Source organism: Sorangiineae bacterium MSr11954, assembly GCA_037157815.1.
In the GTDB taxonomy this organism is placed as follows: Bacteria; Myxococcota_A; Polyangia; order Polyangiales; family Polyangiaceae; genus Pendulispora; species Pendulispora albinea.
Genome location: CP089984.1, coordinates 6,915,499 through 6,936,947 on the forward strand (window position 1 = coordinate 6,915,499; position 21,449 = coordinate 6,936,947).

At 65.0% G+C, this 21,449-nt stretch carries 16 protein-coding genes; 12 read left to right on the forward strand and 4 right to left on the reverse strand.

Annotation, left to right across the window (positions count from 1 at the left end):
• Positions 1 to 149: 149 nt before the first annotated feature.
• The 5 genes from LZC94_26725 to LZC94_26745 all read left to right on the forward strand — a co-directional run bounded on the left by LZC94_26725 (position 150) and on the right by LZC94_26745 (position 5,599).
• The gene (locus tag LZC94_26725) at positions 150 to 938 is read left to right on the forward strand and encodes a class I SAM-dependent methyltransferase (protein WXB11447.1); all 789 of its coding nucleotides are present in this window, start codon (positions 150 to 152) and stop codon (positions 936 to 938) included.
• Entirely contained in the window at positions 935 to 2,173 is a 1,239-nt protein-coding gene (locus LZC94_26730) for a hypothetical protein (protein ID WXB11448.1), read from the forward strand. The genes LZC94_26725 and LZC94_26730 overlap by 4 nt, the downstream gene beginning before the upstream one ends.
• Before the next feature lie 476 nt (positions 2,174 to 2,649).
• On the forward strand, positions 2,650 to 3,807 hold the full coding sequence (locus LZC94_26735) for a hypothetical protein (GenBank protein ID WXB11449.1): 1,158 nt from the start codon (positions 2,650 to 2,652) through the stop codon (positions 3,805 to 3,807).
• A gap of 209 nt (positions 3,808 to 4,016) precedes the next feature.
• The gene (locus LZC94_26740; GenBank protein ID WXB11450.1) at positions 4,017 to 4,844 is read left to right on the forward strand and encodes a class I SAM-dependent methyltransferase; all 828 of its coding nucleotides are present in this window, start codon (positions 4,017 to 4,019) and stop codon (positions 4,842 to 4,844) included.
• Positions 4,841 to 5,599 (forward strand): class I SAM-dependent methyltransferase, encoded by a 759-nt coding sequence (locus LZC94_26745; protein ID WXB11451.1) that lies wholly within the window; start codon positions 4,841 to 4,843, stop codon positions 5,597 to 5,599. Before LZC94_26740 ends, LZC94_26745 begins: the two co-directional genes overlap by 4 nt.
• 3 nt (positions 5,600 to 5,602) lie before the next feature.
• Here the strand turns inward: LZC94_26745 and LZC94_26750 are convergent, their stop codons facing one another.
• Both LZC94_26750 and LZC94_26755 read right to left on the reverse strand, forming a co-directional pair.
• Positions 5,603 to 7,873 carry a hypothetical protein gene (locus tag LZC94_26750; GenBank protein WXB11452.1) on the reverse strand — a complete coding sequence of 757 codons (2,271 nt, stop codon included), beginning with the start codon at positions 7,871 to 7,873 and terminating at the stop codon, positions 5,603 to 5,605.
• Between the two features lie 102 nt (positions 7,874 to 7,975).
• Entirely contained in the window at positions 7,976 to 8,749 is a 774-nt protein-coding gene (locus tag LZC94_26755) for a class I SAM-dependent methyltransferase (protein WXB11453.1), read from the reverse strand.
• Positions 8,750 to 8,954: 205 nt separating this feature from the next.
• Between LZC94_26755 and LZC94_26760 the strand changes: the two genes are divergently transcribed.
• Positions 8,955 to 9,899, forward strand: coding sequence for a glycosyltransferase family 2 protein (locus LZC94_26760; protein ID WXB11454.1), 945 nt, complete (start codon positions 8,955 to 8,957; stop codon positions 9,897 to 9,899).
• 43 nt (positions 9,900 to 9,942) lie between these two features.
• Positions 9,943 to 11,865 carry an asparagine synthase (glutamine-hydrolyzing) gene (gene asnB / locus LZC94_26765; GenBank protein WXB11455.1) on the forward strand — a complete coding sequence of 641 codons (1,923 nt, stop codon included), beginning with the start codon at positions 9,943 to 9,945 and terminating at the stop codon, positions 11,863 to 11,865.
• Here asnB and LZC94_26770 read toward each other — a convergent pair.
• Entirely contained in the window at positions 11,836 to 13,476 is a 1,641-nt protein-coding gene (locus LZC94_26770; GenBank protein WXB11456.1) for a hypothetical protein, read from the reverse strand. The two genes, asnB and LZC94_26770, sit on opposite strands and share 30 nt — an antisense overlap.
• Positions 13,473 to 15,113 (reverse strand): hypothetical protein, encoded by a 1,641-nt coding sequence (locus LZC94_26775; protein WXB11457.1) that lies wholly within the window; start codon positions 15,111 to 15,113, stop codon positions 13,473 to 13,475. Before LZC94_26775 ends, LZC94_26770 begins: the two co-directional genes overlap by 4 nt.
• A gap of 191 nt (positions 15,114 to 15,304) precedes the next feature.
• On the opposite strand from LZC94_26775, the gene LZC94_26780 reads away from it, so the two are divergent.
• The 5 genes from LZC94_26780 to LZC94_26800 are packed head-to-tail and all read left to right on the forward strand — an operon-like array spanning position 15,305 to position 21,441.
• On the forward strand, positions 15,305 to 15,895 hold the full coding sequence (locus LZC94_26780) for a hypothetical protein (GenBank protein WXB11458.1): 591 nt from the start codon (positions 15,305 to 15,307) through the stop codon (positions 15,893 to 15,895).
• On the forward strand, positions 15,892 to 18,099 hold the full coding sequence (locus LZC94_26785) for a hypothetical protein (GenBank protein WXB11459.1): 2,208 nt from the start codon (positions 15,892 to 15,894) through the stop codon (positions 18,097 to 18,099). The genes LZC94_26780 and LZC94_26785 overlap by 4 nt, the downstream gene beginning before the upstream one ends.
• Positions 18,096 to 18,770 (forward strand): HAD family hydrolase, encoded by a 675-nt coding sequence (locus tag LZC94_26790; protein WXB11460.1) that lies wholly within the window; start codon positions 18,096 to 18,098, stop codon positions 18,768 to 18,770. The genes LZC94_26785 and LZC94_26790 overlap by 4 nt, the downstream gene beginning before the upstream one ends.
• A complete protein-coding gene (locus LZC94_26795; GenBank protein ID WXB11461.1) occupies positions 18,767 to 19,855 on the forward strand; it encodes a class II aldolase/adducin family protein in 1,089 nt (362 codons plus the stop codon). Before LZC94_26790 ends, LZC94_26795 begins: the two co-directional genes overlap by 4 nt.
• Positions 19,849 to 21,441: an NTP transferase domain-containing protein gene (locus LZC94_26800; protein WXB11462.1), complete on the forward strand. Its 1,593-nt coding sequence runs from the start codon at positions 19,849 to 19,851 to the stop codon at positions 21,439 to 21,441. Before LZC94_26795 ends, LZC94_26800 begins: the two co-directional genes overlap by 7 nt.
• Positions 21,442 to 21,449: the final 8 nt, after the last annotated feature.

Sequence of the window (21,449 nt, forward strand, 5' to 3'; positions counted from 1 at the left end):
GCCCCGAGCGCGACCAGACCGAATCCAGATTGGCAATCTTGGCCGAGGCATTTGCAGAACGTTCGCCGCCATCGACGTCGCCGGCCGATGAATTGCGCTCAGCTGGTCCGATTTGTCCGATTTGCCACCATACGCCTTTGCGTGATTGCGTGACGCGCAGCTCGGGGACGCAGCGATCGATTTTTGGGCGCTGCGACGACTGCGGCCACCTTGCGCTCGTCGAGGGCGCGGCCTCCGGCGAGGTGTATTCACGGGCTGGTTACTATTCGCGCCGCGATGGCGGAGGCGCCGGTTACGCGTCTTACTTGGCCGAGCGCGAATACCGCGAGCACAAGGGCGGACGCCTGCTCGATCGGATCATTGCGGCCACCGGGCGAACGCCGGCCTCGCTGCTCGAAGTGGGGAGCGGGTTCGGCTTTACGCGCCAGGCTGCCGCGGACCGCAGGATCCCCAGCGTGGGTGTGGACGTGAACCCGTATGCCGCGCAGAGCGCCTTGGACCTCTATGGTTTCCGAACGTTCACCGGCACGCTCGCCCAAGCGCTGGACGAAGAAGCGATTCGACCCGGCGCCTTCGATCTCGTCCTCCACCAGTTCGTGCTGGAGCACATCCCCGACCCCATCGCGGAGCTCTCCGCGGTCGCGCGCGCCCTCGCGCCGGGAGGGTTCGCGGCCGCGTGGATCCCGAGCGCCGAAGCCGTCGAGCTCGAGGTGTTCGGCGCCGCCTATCGCTCGCTGCGCCACGATCACCTCCACCTCTTCTCGCGCCGCTCGATCGCGCGCGCGTTCCGCGCCGCGGGGCTCACCCTCACGATCTCCGAAACGGACTGCAGTCTCCACCTCCTCCGCGGCTTCCTCGACGACGCGGAGCTCCGCGCCCTTTACGCATCCGGACGTGGACCGGACCTCCTCGCGCTCGCCCACAAGGAACCCTCATGAAATTTCCGTTCACCGTCGTCCCCGACCTGACCGATGCGGAGCTCGACCGCTACCATCGACACATCGATTCGGACGCGAGCGGCTGGCACCGGCGATGGACCGAGTCGATCTGGCGCCGCCACCAGCACCCATCGAACGCCGAGAAATCGGGCTGGAAATCGGAGCGGGATCAGAAACGCCGCATCATCCACTTCTACGACGAGTACGGTTTGGAGGGACGAAGCTTCGTCCTGCGCCGCGCCTGGCTGTCGCTCCAGCTCTCGCTGCCCGAAGAGCATATCCAGGAGTACCGCGTGGCCGTGCGCGAGCGCCTCGAGCAGGGCGATTGGCGGGCGGAAGGCACGGAGACATTCGATGGTTTGCGCCACGCGATCTGGCGACGCGGCGACCTGATCGCGCGGATCGCCGAGTGCAAGGTGCACCCGGAACAGGCAAAACGCGGGCACATGCCGCCCCCCGGATATGCCCACTACGGACTCACGTTGATCACCGACGGCTATCGTCTGCCCGACGGGTGGCTCGAGCGGCCGTGGCGCGTCTTCTTCGACGTGGGCTTGCGCAAGACGCTGCCGCGGCAGGCGCCGACCCTCGTGGAGCCCGAGGCCCTCGCCGACTACCTGCCCGCGCAGCTGGAGCTCGGCTGCGGCCCGTCGATCGAAGCCGGCATTCCGCACCTCTCGACCCTGCACCGGATCTATGGAGTTTCGCACGGGGACTACGGGTTCGTGTTCCGCGCCGCCGAGGACGGAGCGCTGGACGTCCTCTCGGCACCGGAGCGGAAGTACGCCGAGATGACCGCCATTTACGGCGCGTGCATGCGGGCGGGCAGCACGGATTTTTATCGCGCGATGCGCGACTTGCACCGGAGCGGCCACCTCGTGGGACCGGTCATCACGAACAACTTCGATTGCCAGTGCGCCGACCTCGGGCTCCCCGAGATCTCGCTGCGCCGGTATGACTGGGGCCCCTATTACCCCGTGATCGAGCACGATCCGCGCGCGCGCTCGCTGCTGGTCGTGGGCGTGCACGCGGACCGACGACTGGTGCAGATGAGGGCGCGTGAACGGGGTTTGAAAATCCTGTTCATCGATCCCGAGGAGTATATCGCGCCAGACGGGCGCCGCATTTCGTATCCGGTGGAGGCGCCGCAGGAACGCGATCGGTTCGTGCGCGCAACGGCGCAGGATGCCATGACGCGCTTGCATCGGGCCGTACGGCGTGGAGCGAACGATTAGGGTTTTCCGTCGACCGGAATCAGAGAAGGTTGCGTGGCTTCGAAGAAGAAAGAAATTTTTGAGCCTGACCGCCGCGTGAGACAGCTACCCCGAGCGGTATTTGCAACCGTTCGGTCTCGCTACATGGCGCCTCGGCGGGTTCGTCGGGGCTCACGTGCATACCGTGTCATAGTCTCTCGTCCCTTAAGATGGATAAATAGCGGCGTACCTTTCGCGGCATATTTCATGCTATCGGGCTATGCAACTTAACTCCTTGGAGCATCGACCCAACGAGGTCGGTGATAGCGCACATGCTCAATCCTTTGTCTTACGCCGCCATTCGGCGGCACGCCCGTTCCTGCGTCATGGTTGCCCTTGCAGCTTCTTTCGGAATTGGTGTTGTCACCGCGTGCGGTCGCGACGCGGATCCCGCCACCGATGGGACCCGCGATGCCTCTGCCGATGTTCACCAAGGACCGCCTGCACGAGCCTTGGCCATGGCGGCCGGTTCACATGTCTGCGCCATCCTCGACGATGACACCGTTCGTTGTTGGGGCGGAAATCAGCGGGGGCAGCTCGGTAACCCCCAAGTCACGAACTTGCCCGATGGTGGCTACGCCTTCGACGACCGCACCGTTACGCGCCCCCAAATCGCCTCGGTCGGAAAGGTTACCCAAATTTCGACGGGTGGAATGTCGACCTGCGCGCTCTTGCCCGATGCGCAGGTTCACTGCTGGGGCGACGACCTCGGCGGCGAGCTCGGTCGCGGGGACGCGGGTGCGCAGGATCGTCAGCGACCGCACCCGGAGCATGGCCCCGTCACGGCGCTGGGCGCGGCCGAACAGGTCGCGCTCAAAGGAGGTTTGGTGGCCGCCATCCGCGGCGGGCACCTCTACGCTTGGGGCCCCAACGAGTACTATTACGACTTTCGGGGGACGAACCCCAATCCATGGCTTCGTTCACCCGTCGAGATCCCAATCCCCACGGGGAGGAGCGCGAAGCAGCTGGCACTTGGGAGCGATCACGGGTGCGTGGTGCTCGACGATGCCACGCTCGCATGTTGGGGAACCAACTCGGAAGGTCAGTTGGGCACGCCGCTCGTGCCCGTCCCCGAACGCAAATGGTGGAAGAGCTCCAAAGCCACGACCGTACCCTCGTTGAGCGGCGTTGCCGAGGTCGCGGCGGGGGACGGTACGACGTGCGTGCGCATGGTCTCCGGCCAAGTCCAATGCTTTGGGGGCAATCGGTACGGCTTGCGCGGGCGCGGCATGGCGCCCGATGCCTCGGCGCCCGATCCCGAGACCGATCGGATCCCTGCGCCCATCGTCGGTCTTCCCATTGGAGTCGAGGTCGCGCAGGTGGCCATGGGTTGGCAGCACGCGTGCGTCTTGCTCGCCGATGGAACCGTGTGGTGCTGGGGAAACAGCTCGTACGGAGAGCTGGGTAAACCCGGCACCAGGGGATCGGACAAGCCCGTGAAGGTCGAAGGGTTGCCCAAACCCGCCACCTACGTGATCACCGGCGATAGGGTGACATGCGCGCTCCTCTCGGATCGAAGTGTCATGTGCTGGGGCGACAATCGCTCCGGCGCGCTCGGACAAGGCACCACGGACGAGGAACGGCACGACCAGCCCGTGCAAGTCCATTTTCCTTGATGCGTCGTTCCCGTTGGGAGTAGCTCGCTCGCATGGCGTCCGACGGCGGACGCCATCAGCGCCGGCTCCTCGAAACCGGGGCCATTTCTTCCGCCGGGCGGCGTGCTTCGTCACATCCGTTTGAAACGGCCTCGACCGTCGCACCGCCCCGGCCTCATCACGGTTCTTGGCTAGTTTTGCCGTCAGAATGCTGTAGATAAGGGGACAAAATGGTCGATTCCCTCCCCCTCGACGCGCGCGATCGGCGCGGATCCCCGGACCGCTTCGGATACGAATGGGCCACCTATTCGACGATTCTCCCCGAATCGAAGCACCAACTGGAACGGTGGCTGGGCTCCACCGGGCTCGCGAGCTTCCGCGGCAAGCGCGTCATGGACGTTGGCTGCGGAATGGGCCGCAACCCCTATTGGTACCTGGACGCGGGAGCGACGAGCGTGACCGCGGTCGATGTCGACGATCAGAGCCTCGAGGCTGCCCGTAAGAACCTCGCGTCCTTCGCCCACGCGCGGGTGGAAAAATGTTCGGCTTACGATCTCGAACCGAGCCGGTTCGGGCGGTTCGAGCGGGTCACGTGCATCGGCGTCCTCCATCACCTCGACGATCCCGAGACGGCGCTTCAACGCATGTGGTCGTGCGTCGAACCGGGCGGCGATCTCGTCCTCTGGTGCTACGCCAAAGAAGGCAATCGGCTCTTTTTACCCGTCATTCAGGCCGTTCGCGCCCTCGCGTCACGCACCCCGATCCGGGTAAACCACCTTTTGGCAAAGGGGATCGCCGCCGCGGCTTGGCCCGCGCTCCGCCTCGCACCGTGGCGGACCGATTACTACCGAAAGCTTCGGACTTTGTCGTTCGGTAACGTGGAGTCGATCATCTTCGATCAGATGCTCCCCCACATTGCCCACTACTGGACCCGCGCCGACATGCAGCGCCTCGCGGCGGGCATCCCCGACGGCAGCGCCACCATCGAATTCGTCCAAGGAAACAGCTGGCACGTCCGGATCACGCGCAGCAAAGCATCGGAAGGGGCGGCGCGATGACCGAGTCGGCCACCAGCTTCAATCGAGCGCTCTACGACGATTTCTGGCGTTCCTGCCCGGATTTCAGCCGCTACAACCCGGGCGTGCTCCACCGGCGCCGAGCGATTCGCAAGCTCCTCGAGTCGATTCGATTCAAGAGCCTGCTCGACGTGGGGTGCGGGGACGCGCAGCTTCTCTACTGGCTCCGCGGGGAGGGCGTCTCGCGCGACGCCGAGCTTACCGGCTGCGATCTTTCCCCGGAGACCGTGGAAACCAATCGGGTCCGTCATCCGTTCGCGAGCTTCCACGTGCTCGACTTGGAGACGGCACCGCTCGCGCGAACCTTCGACGCGGTCATCTGCACCGAGGTCATCGAGCACATCGAAAACCAAGCCGCCGCCATGCGAAACCTGGCGCAGATGGTGGCACCGGGCGGACATCTGATCGTGACCTGCCCGACCGGCAAAGTGCACGCGACCGAGCGGCATTTTGGTCACGTCCGCCACCCGCGTCCCCAGGAGCTCGCCGGGCTGCTCGAGGGGGCCGGGCTGGAGGTGGTCTCGCTCCAGAACTGGGGATTCCCGTTTTACGTTGCGCTGAAGCACCTCACGAACCTGAACGCCGACTGGGCGCTCAAGAACTTCGGGGCCAAAGAATACAGCCCCGCGGCGCGCATGGTCTCCAAGGCGCTCTACCACGTGAACCACCTCAATCTGTCGTCGTCGCGCCCCGGCTGTCAGCTCTTCGCGCTCGCGCGTCGCGCCCCCGGCGCCTGATCCTCATTTTCGCTGCTGCCCTTCGGAGGTGCTCGTCGCGACCGGGGTGACCCGCGGGTTGTACATGGCGACGTGAATGTCGCGGCTATCGTTGGGCGCGGCGTTCTCGGGCTTGCCGCTGCCCACCACGCGAAAGAGGTGCTGTCCGCTCGGAACGTCGAGGGTCTTCACCAGGTGGAACCCGTCGCGCCCCGGGTGGAGCTCCTCGCGAAAGAGATCCCCTTCGATTCGAACCGACATCGCGGGGTCCACGGCACGCACCAAAACGTCGAAGGTGACCTTGCGCGTCGCGTTCGACGGATTCTCGATGACGAAGTGCGACGTGGCCCCGCCCCACGTCCAGGTCCCCTCGGGGCCGTTTTCGAAGGGGTAATATCCGTCGAGCCATCCCAAAAAGATGCGATCCTTCACCTCGGAGGCCCGGAGGTCGAAGGCGCCTTGCCCCAGCTGCGCCAAGAGCGACTCCCGTCGCGCCTTCAACGGGAAGAAGGACGCATCCCCGTGCGGGCTCACCACCGTCGGCGCGCCGAGCACGCCGGATAAAGCCGCTTCGATGGCGGCGCCATGATCGGCGTACGCGTCGCGGCTCACGTGAACCCCTGCGAAGCCGGCCAGCACCAACGACTCGATCATCTCGGGGACCGGCTGCGCGGCCATGTCTTTGTTCCATTGATCGCCGCGTCGCCCGCGCATGGCGCCATAGCTCCAGCGCGTCGACGTCGCGTGAAGGTAGGGCCGGAAGAGCTCGTAGTCTTCGAGCTTCTGGACCCGGCCATTCTCGGGAAATGGAATGTACGGAAGCTGGAAGACCGAGCTGCCGGGGGGCAGCGAAGCCTCGATGTCGTGCGCGAGCTTCTCGTCGTTGAGGAAGTGTTGCTTCGAGAGCTCGTAGTCGAACCCCAATACCGGTGTTTGATCGAAGAGCCCCAGCACCAGGGCGACGGTCAGCCCGATCGGCAGGAGCCGGATCGCCAGCCCGTGCCGGCTGAATCGTCGAACCGCCCTCTCGAGGAGGAACGCGATGGCGGTGAGCGAAAAGAACGCACAATAAACGCTGACCCGGTTGTAGCCCCGTATGGACGGAAAGATCAGGAACGCGATCATCGCACCCAGACCGCCGATCGTTCCGAGGACGAACATGGCGAGGTTCAAGATGCGAAGGCCTTGCATCACCTCGGGATCGTCCACGGCGCCCGCGGCGGCGGATTCGGGCTCCTCCTCCCGCGCCCCACCACCGCGGCCTCGTTCGCCCCGCAGCACCGTCCCCACCAGGTACAGAAAGCCAAGTCCCCCGATGATCCCGAGGTAGGCGGACTTGTTCTCGTTGATCAGCGGCGCCTCCAGATCGTAGCGATGCTTGAACTTTCGAAACGGTACCAACCGATGACCGCTGATGGGGAACAGGAGCTCCGTCAACTTCAACCCATAAACCTCGGACTCGCCCGGACTTCGCCCGGCCGCCGCCACGCGCCCGTGCTCATGAAAATACCGCAGGTTCGGCGCGACATTGATCGCGAACGCCACGGTCACCACGAACGCCACCAGCGCGCCTCGAACCACGGGTTCCAGCTCGCGCCGCCGCCACGTCCCAACCGCTCCCGCGACCAGAACGCCGAACGCAGAGAAGAACGGGAAATACATGGTCCCCGTGAACCCGACGAGGAGCGCGACGCCGAGCGCAAACCGAGACGGCCGCGAACCCACGACCCATCGCGGCCGCCACCAGGAGGTACCCTTCTCGAGCAAAATGGGCTTCCCTCGAAAGATCTCGAGGGCCACCAGCATGGCGAGGGGCACCGTGAAGTATCCCCCCGCCAGGGTGAGGTGACCGCTCACCCGCGCGTGATGAAACGAAAGAAACGTAAACAACAAGCTCGCGACGAGGGCGATGGAGTACCGGAGCCCGAGCCGTCGCAAGACGAACAGCGTCGGAACCGTGACGAGCGGAAAGCCGAGGACGATGGTCCAATTCGCGATACGAAAGGGGTTCTTCGTAAAGAGCGCCGCCGCCTTTATCCAGAGTAGAAACAGAAGATCCGGAATCGGAAAGTCATGAGCATCCAACCCCGTGGGCGCTCCGATGTACGGATTGAACGAGTACCAGTCGTTGTCGATCGTCCCCTTGAAGATGACCGCCAAAAAGAACCCGAAATCTTCTTGTGGCAAGTAGATCGAAACGTTCGGGTCCAGACGCCAGAGCTCGTAGAAGCCCGCGCAGATGGCGATGCTGAGCATGGCTGCGAACAGGTACCCGAGCGCCGGACGTCGAAGCATCGGAGCGAAATATCACACGGCCAGGCTCATGGCGCGACAATTGCTACATTGCCAGATTGCCAGATGACGAAGCGCCTCGCGCGAACGCGCGACCGACGGCCATCAATGGCCATGACGCGGATGGGCGCGCAAAACCGCCAACAGTGACGTGCCAGGCAGCACCGCGGGAGACCACTTTGCCTCCCAATCGAAGTATCGCCCGACGGCACGATGGATCCAGCGCGTGCGCTCGTCTGGTGCCGCGACATCGATGCTCCGCTCGAGGCCCATGAGCGACATCATCCGAGCGAATGGATACAGCCCGTGAAAGAAGTATCGGCAGTGCGTCAGCTCGAACAGCGCAGGAGGAACCAATCCACGAAACGACCGGTGGTCATAGCGGGTAAAGTGACCGTAATACTCGTCGAAGTTGGACCAGATCTGCATCCGCGCCGGAACCGTCGCGACGATGTACTCGGATTGCGAAAACCGCTCGTAACAGCGTTCGAGAAAGCTCGTTGGATCGTGGAGGTGCTCCAGCACGTCCAAAAGTAGAATGATTTTGATCCTATCGCGCGCGGCCAGCTCGAGCGAAAAGACGTCTGCGCCGAGATGGAGGAAGGACGCGACCCCGTCATGGATCGGCTTGGGGGTGCCGAGATCGCAGCCGAACGCTTCGAAACCGCGCTCGCGAAGATGCGCAACGGTGATCCCGCGCCCGCAGCCGATATCGAGGATCGCGCTGGCGGGCTGGTGTTCCAGCAGCCCCTCCAGGGTGCGGTCGAGGATCCGATGGCGGGCCTGATGCCAATAGTGATTCTCGATCGCATCCGGATAGGGATGCTCGTACTGTGTCGACGTAAAGGCTGTCCTCGTGCGGTGCGCAGAATCGACCACCGGGCTCCTTTACCGCAGAACGGTAGGACTGACAAGCCGGGGGTCGCGGCGCCATGGGATCCAACGATGCGGGCCACGGACGGGCCAAGCCTGCTGCGTCGAGTGCCGCCGCGCGTTCCGCGTTCCGCGCCGGCCCCCGCCAGGACGGCGTCGATCGGGCCGCGGACGTGCTAGAAGGTCGCCGTAGTCGCACAAGGCTCATCGAATGGACATCACGATCGTGCTCCCAGTTTACAACGAGAAGGACAACCTCGTTCCTTTGCTCGACGAGATCGAGCAAACGCTCGAGCCGCTGGGAAAGCCTTGGGAAGTCATCGCGGTCGACGACGGCAGCCGCGACGGCAGCTCACAACTGCTGCGGGATCTCGTCGTTTCGCGACGGTATTTGAAAGCGATCTTCTTTCGCCGCAACGCAGGCCAAGCGGCCGCGTTCGACGCGGGTTTCCGCGCGGCCAGCGGAGAGATCGTGGTCACCATGGATTCCGATCGACAGAACGATCCCGCCGACATCCCGAAGATGATCGCCAAGCTGAACGAAGGCTTCGACTTCGTGACCGGCTGGAGAAAAGACCGGCAGGACGGGTTCGTCCTGCGCAAGATCCCGTCGAGGATCGCGAATTGGATGATCCGCATGGTCGCGGGCACCGAAATTCACGATCTCGGTTGTTCGCTCAAGATCTATCGAAGGCAGATCAGCAGCGAAATGCGGTTGTACGGCGAGATGCATCGCTTCATCTCGGTCATCGCCGATACGATGGGGGCGCGCGTCGGTGAGGTGGTGGTGAATCACCGGCCTCGGGTGGCGGGGACCTCCAAGTATGGGCTGCGGCGCACGTTCAAGGTGGTCTTGGACCTGTTGACCATCTGGTTTCTTCGGCGCTATCAGACGAAGCCCATCTACGTATTTGGCGGCCTCGGCCTGATGATGTTGTTCGTCGGCGTCGTGCTCTCCGGGATCGTCCTCTGGGAAAAATGGGACCAAGCGGCCTGGGTGCATCGGAATCCATTGTTCTCGCTGGCGATCATGTGTTTCCTGATGGGATTTCAGTTTCTCGGGATTGGCATTTTGGCCGAGATGCTCGTGCGCACCTACTTCGAGTCGCAAGACAAGCCGGCGTACTTCATCGGCTCGAAGGCCGGTTTCGATTGATGAAGAAGGGACGGCGGACGGGCTCATGTGCGGTATCGCAGGGTTGATCGAACGAGAGAACGACATCGGGCACTCCCAGCGCGTCGTGTCGAGCATGCTGCAGGTGATGGCCTCGCGCGGCCCCGATGGCCACGAGAGCACGCGCGAACGTCGCGGCGAGTGGAACGTCGTTCTCGGGCATCGCCGCCTGGCAATCATCGATCTGCAGACGGGCGTCCAACCGATGGCGAACGTGGAGGCGACACATGCCATCACGTTCAATGGCGAGATTTACAACTTCCGAGAGCTCCGGCGGGAGCTCGAGGGCGCGGGCCGGTCGTTCGCGACCCGCAGCGACACCGAGGTCATTCTGCAGCTCCACGCCGAGCGCGGGGATGACGCCGTCGCCTCGCTGAACGGCATGTTCGCCTACGCCCTCTGGGAGCCCGGGCGGCGCCGCCTTTTGTTGGCTCGGGATCGCGCCGGCATCAAGCCGCTCTTCTACGCTCCCCTTCCCGACGGCGGTATCGCGTTCGGCTCCACCCTCTCCGTCGTGCTCCAGCATCCGCGCGTCGACCACGCGCCCGATGTCGCCGGTTATGCCTCGTACTTCTTCTCGGACTACTTGCATCCACCGCACTCGATCGTGCGCGATGTCCGGCAGCTCCCGCCGGGCCATGTGCTGGTTTGGGAGGATGGCCGTCTGGGCCATGCGCGCCGCTTCTGGAGCATTCCCTCGGTCGACGCGCGCCATTTCGCCGGACGGACCGAGCGCGATCTGGCCGCCGAAACGTGGGATCGACTCGGCGCGTGCGTCGAACGGCAGCTCGTCGCCGACGTGCCCGTCGGCATCTTCTTGAGCGGCGGCCTCGACTCGTCGTCCGTCGCCGTTCTCGCTGCGGAGCGGAGCAAAGAGCGCATGCTCGCGTTCTCCATCGGCTTCGAGGACGCTACCTACGACGAGAGCGCGCACGCTCGCACCGTCGCGCGCGCCATCGGCGTTCGGCACGTCGAGGAGATCCTGCGCGAGCGGGACGTCCTCGGCGTGGTGGACGAGGCGCTCGACATGCTCGACCAGCCGCTGGGCGATCCCTCGTATCTGCCGACCTTCATCCTCTCGCGGCTCGCCGCACGGCACGTCAAAGTGGTCGTCGGCGGCGACGGCGGCGACGAGCTATGGGGCGGATACCCGACCTACCTGGCGCACAAGCTCGCGCGCATCTACCGCGTGCTCCCCCGCCCTCTGCGCGAGCGCTGGATCATGCGGTGCATCGATCTTCTCCCGCTGAACGAGGGCTACCAGAGCCTCGAGTGGAAGCTCCGTCGCTTCGTCGGGCGCTGGGACGATCGCCCCCTCGTTCGCCATCAGCGCTGGATGTCGGCGCTCGATCTGCCTGCGCTTCGAGACGCCATCCCCGCCAGCGCATCGATGCTGCCAGCCACGTTGCACGACGCCGAGCTGCCTCCGGGCGAAGATCCCATCAACCGGCTCCTCGCGCTGGATTTCAGCACCTACATGTCCGGCTCGGTGCTGACCAAAGTGGACCGTGCATCCATGGCCCATGGCCTCGAGGTGCGGCCGCCGCTGCTGGACAACGACATGATCGACTGGGCCTTCTCCCTTCCGTCGCACTACAAGCTACGCGGCAAGGTGGGGAAGTACCTCTTCAAGAAGGCCGCGAGCGGGCACGTGCCGCGCGACATCATCGCCCGCCCCAAAAAGGGCTTCGGCATTCCGCTCCGGGCGTGGTTGCGCGGCCCGCTCGCCGAAAAATTGGACGCCGTCATGAGCGGCTCTCCCGTTTGGGATGGGGGCCTGCTCGAGCGCGAGACGTTTCGGGAATACCATCTCCAGCATCGCGCGAAGCAGGTCGATCATTCGAAGCCGCTCTGGAGCCTCCTCGTCCTCGATCATTGGCTCCGCCGCCTTCGAGATACCGCCCAGCGCGCGCCGCGATCAGCGAACCTCGACCGCCATATCGTATGAGCTCTCGCTGGAGTCGTGGAACGATTCGTCGTTCCCCTCTTGGAACAGCGTGATCCGCAATGTGTACCTCCCGGGGGGTGGCACCTGCACCGCGGCCCGCAGATCGGCCTCGGCCCCGGGGGAGACCTCCTGTCCGAGGGGGGTCCGCACTTCGTATGGGTAAAGATGCCGGCCCGACGCATCGAACCATCGGGACGAGAACACGACGGCGTGCATACCGTAGTACGGCAGGACGTGCCATGGCTCCGGCCCTTCATTTCGAACGTGCACGCGGACGTTTCGTACGCTTCGGTGGCACCAGCTGAAAATGCCCGAATAATCCTCCCAGATCTCCGACTTCGGGAGGCCCGAGAGCGTCCAGGCGAAGGGGGTCAACGCCTTCTCGTTGCTCTTCGCGCCCGACGCGACGGAGAACGCGTGGGGCCACTCCAAGTACAACTTGATGTCCTTCAATCGGTAGTTGAGGACCACGCCATGCACGGCCGCCACCACGAGCAACCCCTTCAACCACCGGCTCTTCGTGTACGCCAGGCACATGGCGCCTGCCGCGAGCGGAGTTCCAAGGGCCTTCATGTAGCCCTGGGCATCGTCCCAGACCGTCGTCCCCAATCCCCATAGGAGCAACACATAGGGCAAGAGCGCATACCCGATGGCGAATCGCTTGCGATGGTGCAGGATGACGAATGTCATGGCGACGAGGATCACCACCGCGAGCGGGACGCTCACGATCTCGTCCCGGTTCATGCTCGCGAGCGCCTTTCCAAAGCTCTTCCAAGGTCCGAGGAAAGGCCAATCGAGCAAAGGATCCCCCTTCGTCGATTGCGAAGGGCTGACCCCGAATCGGAGGGTCACGTACTTTCGCCACGCGAGAAACACGGCCCCCGGAAGGCCAACGACGGCGAGCTGCAGCAAGCGGCGATGCCGGCCCCAGTCGAGCCGCTTCGCGAGGGTGAGCACGAAGACCCCGAAGGCGAACACCACGTACGCCTCCCGAACGAGCACCAGCAGGACCGCCGCCGGGACATAGAGCCAAAGCCTTCGTTCCAGGCACGCCACCGCCGCGATGATGAACAGCGCATCGCCCACGGGGTCCGGCATGCCGTACGCGAGGCAATTGACGACCCCCGCGCTCAGCGCCCAGCCGTAGGCGTAAAATACGCTCACCCCGTGCTGGCGCAGGAATCGAACGAGGAAGAAGAACCCGAGCGCAAAGAACCCGAACTGCACCAGGTGATAGAGAATGGGCGGGGTGAGCGAGAAGCCCAACGCGCGCGACACCGCCCACGCCGCGAGCGGCACGCCGATGCGCTGGTAGCGGTAAGGAGCGTTGTCGCTATGGGCCGCCGAGTCGTGGGTCGCGAAGAGATCGTTCGACTGATAATAATAAAACTGAGCGTCCCAGCCGTAATCGCTGGTCGGAAATATCCCGAACGCCGCGGCTTCGCGGGCGGGGAGGCCGAAGTGCGATCCGGGCAAGAACGGCCCCCAATAGTGACCTTGGAACGCGCGATGAACCCAAATCTGGAACAGGAAGAACGACGCGACGAACAACACCAGCGCGTGCAGCGCGTCCCGCGCGAACGGAGCACGAGGCCAAGCGCGCGGGATCATCGAACCTCGACGGCGACGTCGTAGGAGCTTCCCCCGGCGAGATAGAACCACGAGTCCCCCTCTTGCAGCATCGAGAACCGCAAGACGTACTTCCCCGGCGGGGGCACCTGCACGGCGACCTTCACATCCGCCTCCGCCTTGGCAGGAATTTCCCGAGCGATGGGGTTGCGCAATCCATCGAGCAGCAGCGTCTTTCCCGACTCGTCGTACCAGTGGTAGGAGACATTCATCGCATGCAGCCCTGCGCGGGGCAGAGGGTGCCACGGCTCGTCGCCGTCATTTCGAACGTGCACGATCATGTCGCGCAGCCCGATGTGCCATCGCGAAAAGATGCCGTGAAAGCCGTCCCAGACCTCGGACTTCGCCGGCCCCGAGAGGGTCGCCGCCACGGACTTCAAGGCCGCCTCGTGGGCCTGCGCGCCCGCTTCCACCGGCGGCGGAGGAGCCCACTCCTGAAAGAACGCCTTGTTCTTCACCCAGTACTGAAAGGCCACGCCGTGCGCGGCCGTTACCAGCAAGAGCCCCCTCCACCATCGGCTCTTCGTGTACGCGAGGCACATGATCCCTGCAATGAGGGGGGTCCCGAACGCCTTCATGTACCCGGAGTATTCGTCCCACACCGTGGTACCCAAGCCCCAGAGCAGCAGCACATACGGAATGACGGCGTACCAAACCGACTTGGTGCGATGGCGCACGATGAGCCATGTCGAAGCCGCGAGGAGCACCACCCCGAGCGGGAGGGTCACGATCTCGCCCCATTGCTCGCTCTTCCACGCCTTCGCGAAGCTTTTCCAGGGGCCCAAGAGCGGCCAATCGAGGAGCGATCCGCCCATGGCCGCGTCCGAAGGACTGATCCCGATCTGCAAGGTCACGTACTTTCGCCACCCGAGAAATACCGCCCCCGGGAGGCCGACGACCAGGGCCTGGAGCCACCTCGGGCGATCGCCAAAGGCGACCCGTCCCATCGCGGTGAGCACGAAGACGCCGAACGCGAACACCACGTACGCTTCCCGGACGAGCACCAGGAAGATCGTGGCGGCGACATACAAAAGGAGCCGGCCCTCCAAGCACGCCACCACCGCGATGATGAACATCGCGTCGCCCACCGGATCCGGCATCCCGAACGCGAGGCAATTGACGACCCCCGCGCTCAATGCCCACGCATACGCATAGAGCACGCTCACCCCATGGGCGCGCAGATATCGAATGAGAAAGAAGAACCCGAGCGCGAAGCACGCAAACTGCACCACGTGATACAGAATGGGCGGCGTCAGTGAAAACCCCAGCGCCCTCGAGATCAGCCACGCGGCGAGGGGCACGCCGATTCGCTGATAGCGGTACGCAGGGTTGTCGCTATGGGGCACCGAATCGTGGGTCGCGAAGACGTCATTCGATTGATAATAATAAAACTGAGCGTCCCAGCCGTATTCGGTGACGGGGAACATCCCAAAGGCGGCGGCTTCACGCGCGGGGAACCCGAACCGGAACCCCGGCAGAAATGGCCCCCAATAGTGGCCCTGAAACGCGCGATGGACCCAAATCTGGAACAGCACGAACGAGACGACGAAGAACGCGGCCGCGTGCAGAACGTTCCGTGCGGTGGGGGTCCAGCGTTTCGGGAGACGAATGTCGGTCATGTAAGGGCGACTCTGTTCAGGTTGGCGCAGTCCTACCAGATCGCCCTCACCCGTGGTGGTCGCAGTGCGGCGAACGGGGCGCGAGAGCAAGCTGAGCAAAATGCTCCCCGCGTGCCCACCTCGTGGTTGCAGCAGGGAACGCCGAAGACTATAGAACCGCAACCCGCGCCGGGTCCGGCCCCTCCTTCACCATGCTTCGATTGTACCGCCATCGCATCAACACCCTCCAGGATCTCGAGGCAACGCCCGAAGAGCTCGGGATCGAGTTCGATCTGCGCTCCGATGGCGATCGGGTCATCGTGACGCACGATCCCTTCACCACGGGCCCCACCATCGAGGAGTTCTTTCCGCGCATCGGCAAGCGCCCCTGCATCTTCAACGTGAAGTGCGAAGGGGTCGAAGCGCGCGTCCTCGAGCTCGCTGCCAAGCATGGCATCGCCGACTTCTTCTTCCTCGATTGCTCGGTTCCGGCGGCGGTGAAATTGGCGCGTATGGGAGAGAAGCGCATCGCGGTGCGCTACTCCGAGATGGAGCCGGTGGAGGGGGTCCTCGCGTGGGCCGACAAGGCGACGTGGGTCTGGGTCGATTGCTTCACCGAGTACCCGGCCGATCCCGACGCATGGGCGCGCATCGCGCAGGCGTTCAAGATTTGCCTGGTGAGCCCCGAGCTCCAAGGCCATGGAGCCGACAAGATCCCCGCCTTCCGTGAGAGCCTCGGCGATCGGCGCTTCGACGCAGCTTGCAGCAAACGGCCGGAGCTCTGGGCCGGACCTGGGACATGACCGAATCGGCGACGCGCGCGCCCCTCGGAGAGGCTCCGAGCTCCGCGTCGGGAGCAAAGGCCCCGCTCGCCGCCGAGGAACCGCGAAGCGCGCGGGAGCTGTCACGCCACGAGTTCGGTACGGAGCTCTCCACCCTGCGCCAAAGCCGCCTCTTCTGGGTCGGCGTCGCGCTGAAGGTGGTGCTCGCCCTCTGTTTTGGATCGCACTTCGCGACCCGGTGGTTCGCCCCCTTCGCGTACGAGTTCGTTCATAGCCACTTCGCCAATCCTTGGGATACCTTTCTGGCGCGCGGGGAGCCCATGGCGTTCCCCTACGGGCCAGGAATGCTGCTGGTCGTTTCGGTCTCCTGGCTGCCGGCCCTCGTCGCGTCGTTCGATCCGGCGTCGTTTCTCGGCCTTTTCTTGCTGCGGATCCCGCTCTTCGCGGCCGATTTGACCATTTGCGTCCTCCTCATGCGCTGGTTGCGGATGAATGGGCGCGACGCGGTCATCGCCTATTGGCTGAGCCCCGTCGTTTTGTATGCGACGTACGTCCACGGACAGCTCGATCTGATCCCCACCGCCCTGCTTTGCGTGGCGCTCTTTCTGATTTTCACCAAGCGCGTCACCGCCGCGGCCCTGGTGTTCGGCTTTGCGCTCGCGACCAAGGCGCACTTGCTCATCGCGACGCCCTTTGCGCTCGTGTATCTCCATCGGACCTGCAGACCGCGGCGCGAGTGGCTCAAATTCGGGATCATCACCGCCGCCACGGCGCTGCTCCTTTATGCCATTCCCCTCTCGTCGCACGCGTTTCGATCCATGGTGCTCGGGAGCGCCGAGTCGCGGAAGGTGTGGCTGGTCTCGATCCCGTACGGCACCTCCGGGCTGGTGCTCTATGTGGCCCCCGCGGCCATCGTCCTGGCGGTGCTGCGTTTTCTCAGCTACCGCAAGGTGAACCGCGAGCTGTCCCTCATGTTCATCGGCGCGGTCTATGTGGGGCTCGTCGCCCTCGTACCGCCGCAACCCGGGTGGTTCATCTGGTCGATCCCGTTCATCGCCTATCTGGGGGCCCGGTTTACGCGCACCGGGCGCTTCGTGCTGTTGGCGCTCTCGGCGAGCTATTTGGCCTACTTCTTCATCGGGGATCCGCAGGTGTTCTTGGAGGCGGCGGATCCGCTCCTCGGCGCGGGCTTCGGGCAGCGCACGGCCGATGCCCTCACCCTCCGCTACCCCGGGCTGCTCGGCGCCCATGCGGCCAGCATCAGCTGGACGTGCCTGTTCTCGGCCACCTCGCTCACGGCCATCGAGATGTACCGCAAGGGCGTGCGCTCGAATGCCATTTACGATTTTCGTGACGAAAGTTTCATGATCGGGATCGGCGGAGACAGCGGCGCGGGCAAGCACACCATCGCGCGCGACCTCACCCGATTGCTCGAGACGCGCCTGTCGGTCATCAACGGGGACGACGACCACAAATGGGAGCGCGGGCACGTCATGTGGCGGCGCTTTACGCACCTCGATCCGCGCGGCAACCTGCTGAATACGCAGCTCGAGAGCATCGCGGCGCTCCGCCGGGGCGGAGACGTGCGCAAGCGGCACTACGATCACGACGCCGGGCGGTTCACGAATCCCCTCGTCATCAAGCCGAACGAGTTCGTCGCCGTCGTCGGCTTGCACCCGTTTTATCTGCCGTCCCAGCGCGAGCTCATTCACCTCAAGATCTTCGTCGACCCGAAGGAGGAGCTCCGGCGCAAATGGAAGGTCGCGCGCGACATGGCCAAGCGCGGCTATTCGGAGGCGCAGGTCATCGAGCAGATCGAGAAACGGATGGCCGACTCGGTCTCCTACGTGCGGCCGCAGATGAAATATGCGGACATCGTGCTTCGCCAAGGCGACACCGATCCCGCGAGGCCGCATCACGTCGATCTGGAGCTGGAGATGGTGAGCGAGCTCGAACCCCTCGCGCTCTACGACGCGCTCGACATGGTCTCGTCCCTGGAGGTGAGCTGGACCCCCGACGAACAGCTGACGCGCGACAAAGTCACCGTCCGCGGCGACATCGATCCGGAGCAGATCGCCGCCCTGGCCGATTCGCTCCTCCCCGACGCCGACGAGTTGGTCCACGACGTGGGATGGCTCACCGGCGGACGAGGCATCGCGCAGCTCGCGATCGTGTACGCCATCGGCGTTCGCCTCTCGCGCGCGCGCACCCGAGAGATCGCATGAGAGCGCTCCTCCTCGATCTCGACGATACGCTTTACGACTACGCGCCGGTGGAGCGACGCGCGCGCGCATGGCTGCTCGCCCAGGTCGCGGGTGATTTGAAGCTCCCGCTGGGCGAGGTGGAGTCGCTTTTCGACGCGGCGCGCGCGAAGGTCAAAGAGCGGGTTGGAAAGGTCGCCGCGTCGCACTCGCGCCTCCTCTACGTGAGTGAGCTGGTCTACGCGGCGAACCGTCCGGATGCGCTCCGGCTCGTTCGCGGGTGGGAGCGCGGATTTTGGGAGACGTACCTGCGCGCGGCGACCTTGCGCGCTGGTGCCCGCGAGCTCCTGGTCGGATGGCGCGCGCAGGGGAACAAGGTGGCGATGGTGACGGATCTGATCCTCGAGGTGCAGCTCTCGAAGCTCGAGGCCTTCGGGCTGTTCGAGCTCGTCGACGTGCTGGTCGCGAGCGAGGAGGTCGCACGCGAAAAGCCCGCGCGCGATCCCTTCGAGCTGGCGATCCAGCGCCTGGGCGTGCCCAAGGAAGCCTGCGTGGTCGTGGGCGACAGCGTTCATCGCGACGGCGAAGGGGCGCGCGCGATGGGGCTCCCCTACCTGCGCGCCCAGTCCAGCGAGAGCCCAGGAGAAGGAATGTCCCTCGAAGACATCGCACGCGCATTGCAGGTCGTTCCATGAGCGCCATGAGCGAGCGCGGAGACGAACGAAACGGCCACACGGCCGCCGAGGCGCAGAACGAGCTCGCCCTCATGGGCCGCGCGCTCGGCGGATTGCGCTGGGTGCAGGGCCCTGGCGGCAATGTCTCGGTCAAGGTGGACAATGGCGAGCTTTGGGTCAAAGCCAGCGGGAAACGGCTCGGCGAGGTGGCGCACGAGGGTGGGCATGCGCGGGTCCCGCTGGACATCGCCACGCGCGCGCTCGACGGCGATGCCGAAGCCGATCGCGATCTGTTCGGGCGCACGCCGCGGCCCTCGCTGGAGACGTACTTCCACGCGCTCGGCGGCCGTGTGGTCGCGCACACCCACGCGCTCGGCGTGCTCCTCTATGCGTGCTCGACGTCCCCCTACGAGCGCGTGCTGGGGCAAGGCTCGGGCATCGCCTTGCCGGCGGAGCTGTCCTCGCGCGTGTTCAGCATTCCGTACGTCCGCCCGGGGCGCGGCATCGCGCTCGCCATGCGGGACGTCCTCGGTTCTGCACGGGGCGAGGCGCTCATCGTCCTGCGGTCCCACGGCGTCGTCGCCATGGCCGAGACGGCGGCGCGCGCCATCGCGCTGACGGAGATGCTGGACGAGGCGGTGCGCCATCGGTTCGGTTCCCTCCCCGACATCGATGCGCTCGCGCCACGCTACGCGGATTCGCCCGTCGCCACCGTCGAGGGCGGCGTCTTTCGAAGGCTCCCGCCCCGGGTCGCACGCGAAGCATCGCCGCCACGCTACCTTTTTCCCGATGCGCCGGTGTGCGCCAGCCTGGTGCAGGTCGGCGCGCTCACGGACCTCCCGGCTGTTTCTGCGCTCGCCGCGCGCGCGCTCGCCGAGTGGAAGCGCGCGTGCATCCTGGTGGACGCCGAGGGGCGGCGGGCCGCGGTCGCGCGCAGCGCCGCGCAGCTCGAGCACACGTGCGAGGTCGTGGCCGGACACGATTGGCTGGAGGACGCGCTCCGGGCGCACGGGGTGGCGCAGTATCTGGACGATGACGAGCCAGCGGGGATCCTCAGCCTGCCCGCGGAGCAATATCGGATTCGACTCGGGGAGAAGACATGCTGATTTTCATTCCGATGGCAGGCACGGGCGATCGCTACATCCGTGCAGGATACAAGCAACCCAAGCCGCTCATCCCCGTCGATGGCGCGCCCATGATCGAGCGCGTGCTGGATGCCTTTCCGAAGGAGATGCGCTTTCTCTTCGGGGTCAATCGCACCCACGCCGAGACGACGGATCTGGTGCCCACCTTGCGCCGTCTTCGGCCCGACGCGCGCATCGTCGTCATGGAGCCGCACAAAGACGGGCCGGTGCAGAGCGTGCTGTCGTGCGCGGCCGAGCTCCCGGACGATGAAGACGTTTGCCTCAATTATTGCGACTTCGGGGTGACCTGGAGCTTCGAGGACTTCGCCGCGTGGCTCGATCGCGGCCAGTGGGATGGCGCGATGACGGCCTACAAAGGCTTCCATCCGCATTCGCTCGGCCCGACCCTCTATGCATACATGCGGAGCGAGGGCGATCGCGTCACCGAGATCCGCGAAAAGCACCACTTCACGTCGAACAAGTTCGAAGAGTACGCATCGAGCGGCCTTTACTGGTTCCGCCGCGGTCGCGATCTCAAGCGCCTGGCGCAGGAGCTCGTCGCGCGGGGCGAGCGGGTGAACGGCGAATTTTACGTGAGCATGCTCATGCAGCTGCTCCTGGAACAAAAGTCCAAGGTCGGCGTCTACGAGCTCGAGCGCTTCTTTCAGTGGGGCACCCCGGAGGATCTGCGCGACTACGAGTCGTGGGGGATGGCCATGCGCAAGCTCGATGCGTTCGCGCAGGCGGCGGCCGATGCGGGCTCGGACAGCGCGCACGTCATCCCCATGGCCGGCCGCGGCCAGAGGTTCGTCGATCGAGGCTACGCCGATCCGAAGCCGCTCATCGATGTCGCGGGGCGGCCCATGATTCACCAGGCGATGGCCTGTCTCCCCGCCCCCGTTTCACGCGTGCTGGTGGCGCAGCAAGAGCACGCGCGGGACGCCCGCTTCCAGAAGACGGTCGCCACCTCCGAGCGCGGAGCCAAGGCGCCCATCCCCACGCGCGTGATCGAGTTGGACCGCATCACCGAGGGGCAAGCGTGCACGGCGCAGATCGGGGTCGAAGCCGGCGTATCGCTCGATGCGCCCGTGCTGTTTGCACCTTGCGACACCGGTTACGTCTACGATCTCGATCGATGGCTGGCGCTCGAGCGGCAGCCCGACTGCGATGTCATGCTCTTTACGGCCCGCGGCCACCTCCCGGCCATCTGGCGGCCTCACATGTATGGATGGCTGCAGGTGGAGGATGGCATCGTCCGCAAGGTGGCGGTGAAGAAGGCGGTGGAGGGGGTCCCCATCGCCGACCAAGAGGTCATCACCGGCACCTTCTGGTTCAAGAGCGCGCGCATCTTTCTGCGCGAGACGGCCGAGCTCATCGCGGCCAATGACCGGGTCAACAACGAGTTCTACATCGATACCATCGTGCGCCGCATGGTCGAACGCGGCGATCGCGTACGCGCCTTCACGGTCGACAAATACATCCCGTGGGGTACACCGGAGGAGCTCGAGACATTCGACTATTGGAACGCCGTTCACCGCAACGGGCGGCCGCTCGGAACGAGCGCGTAACGTGACCT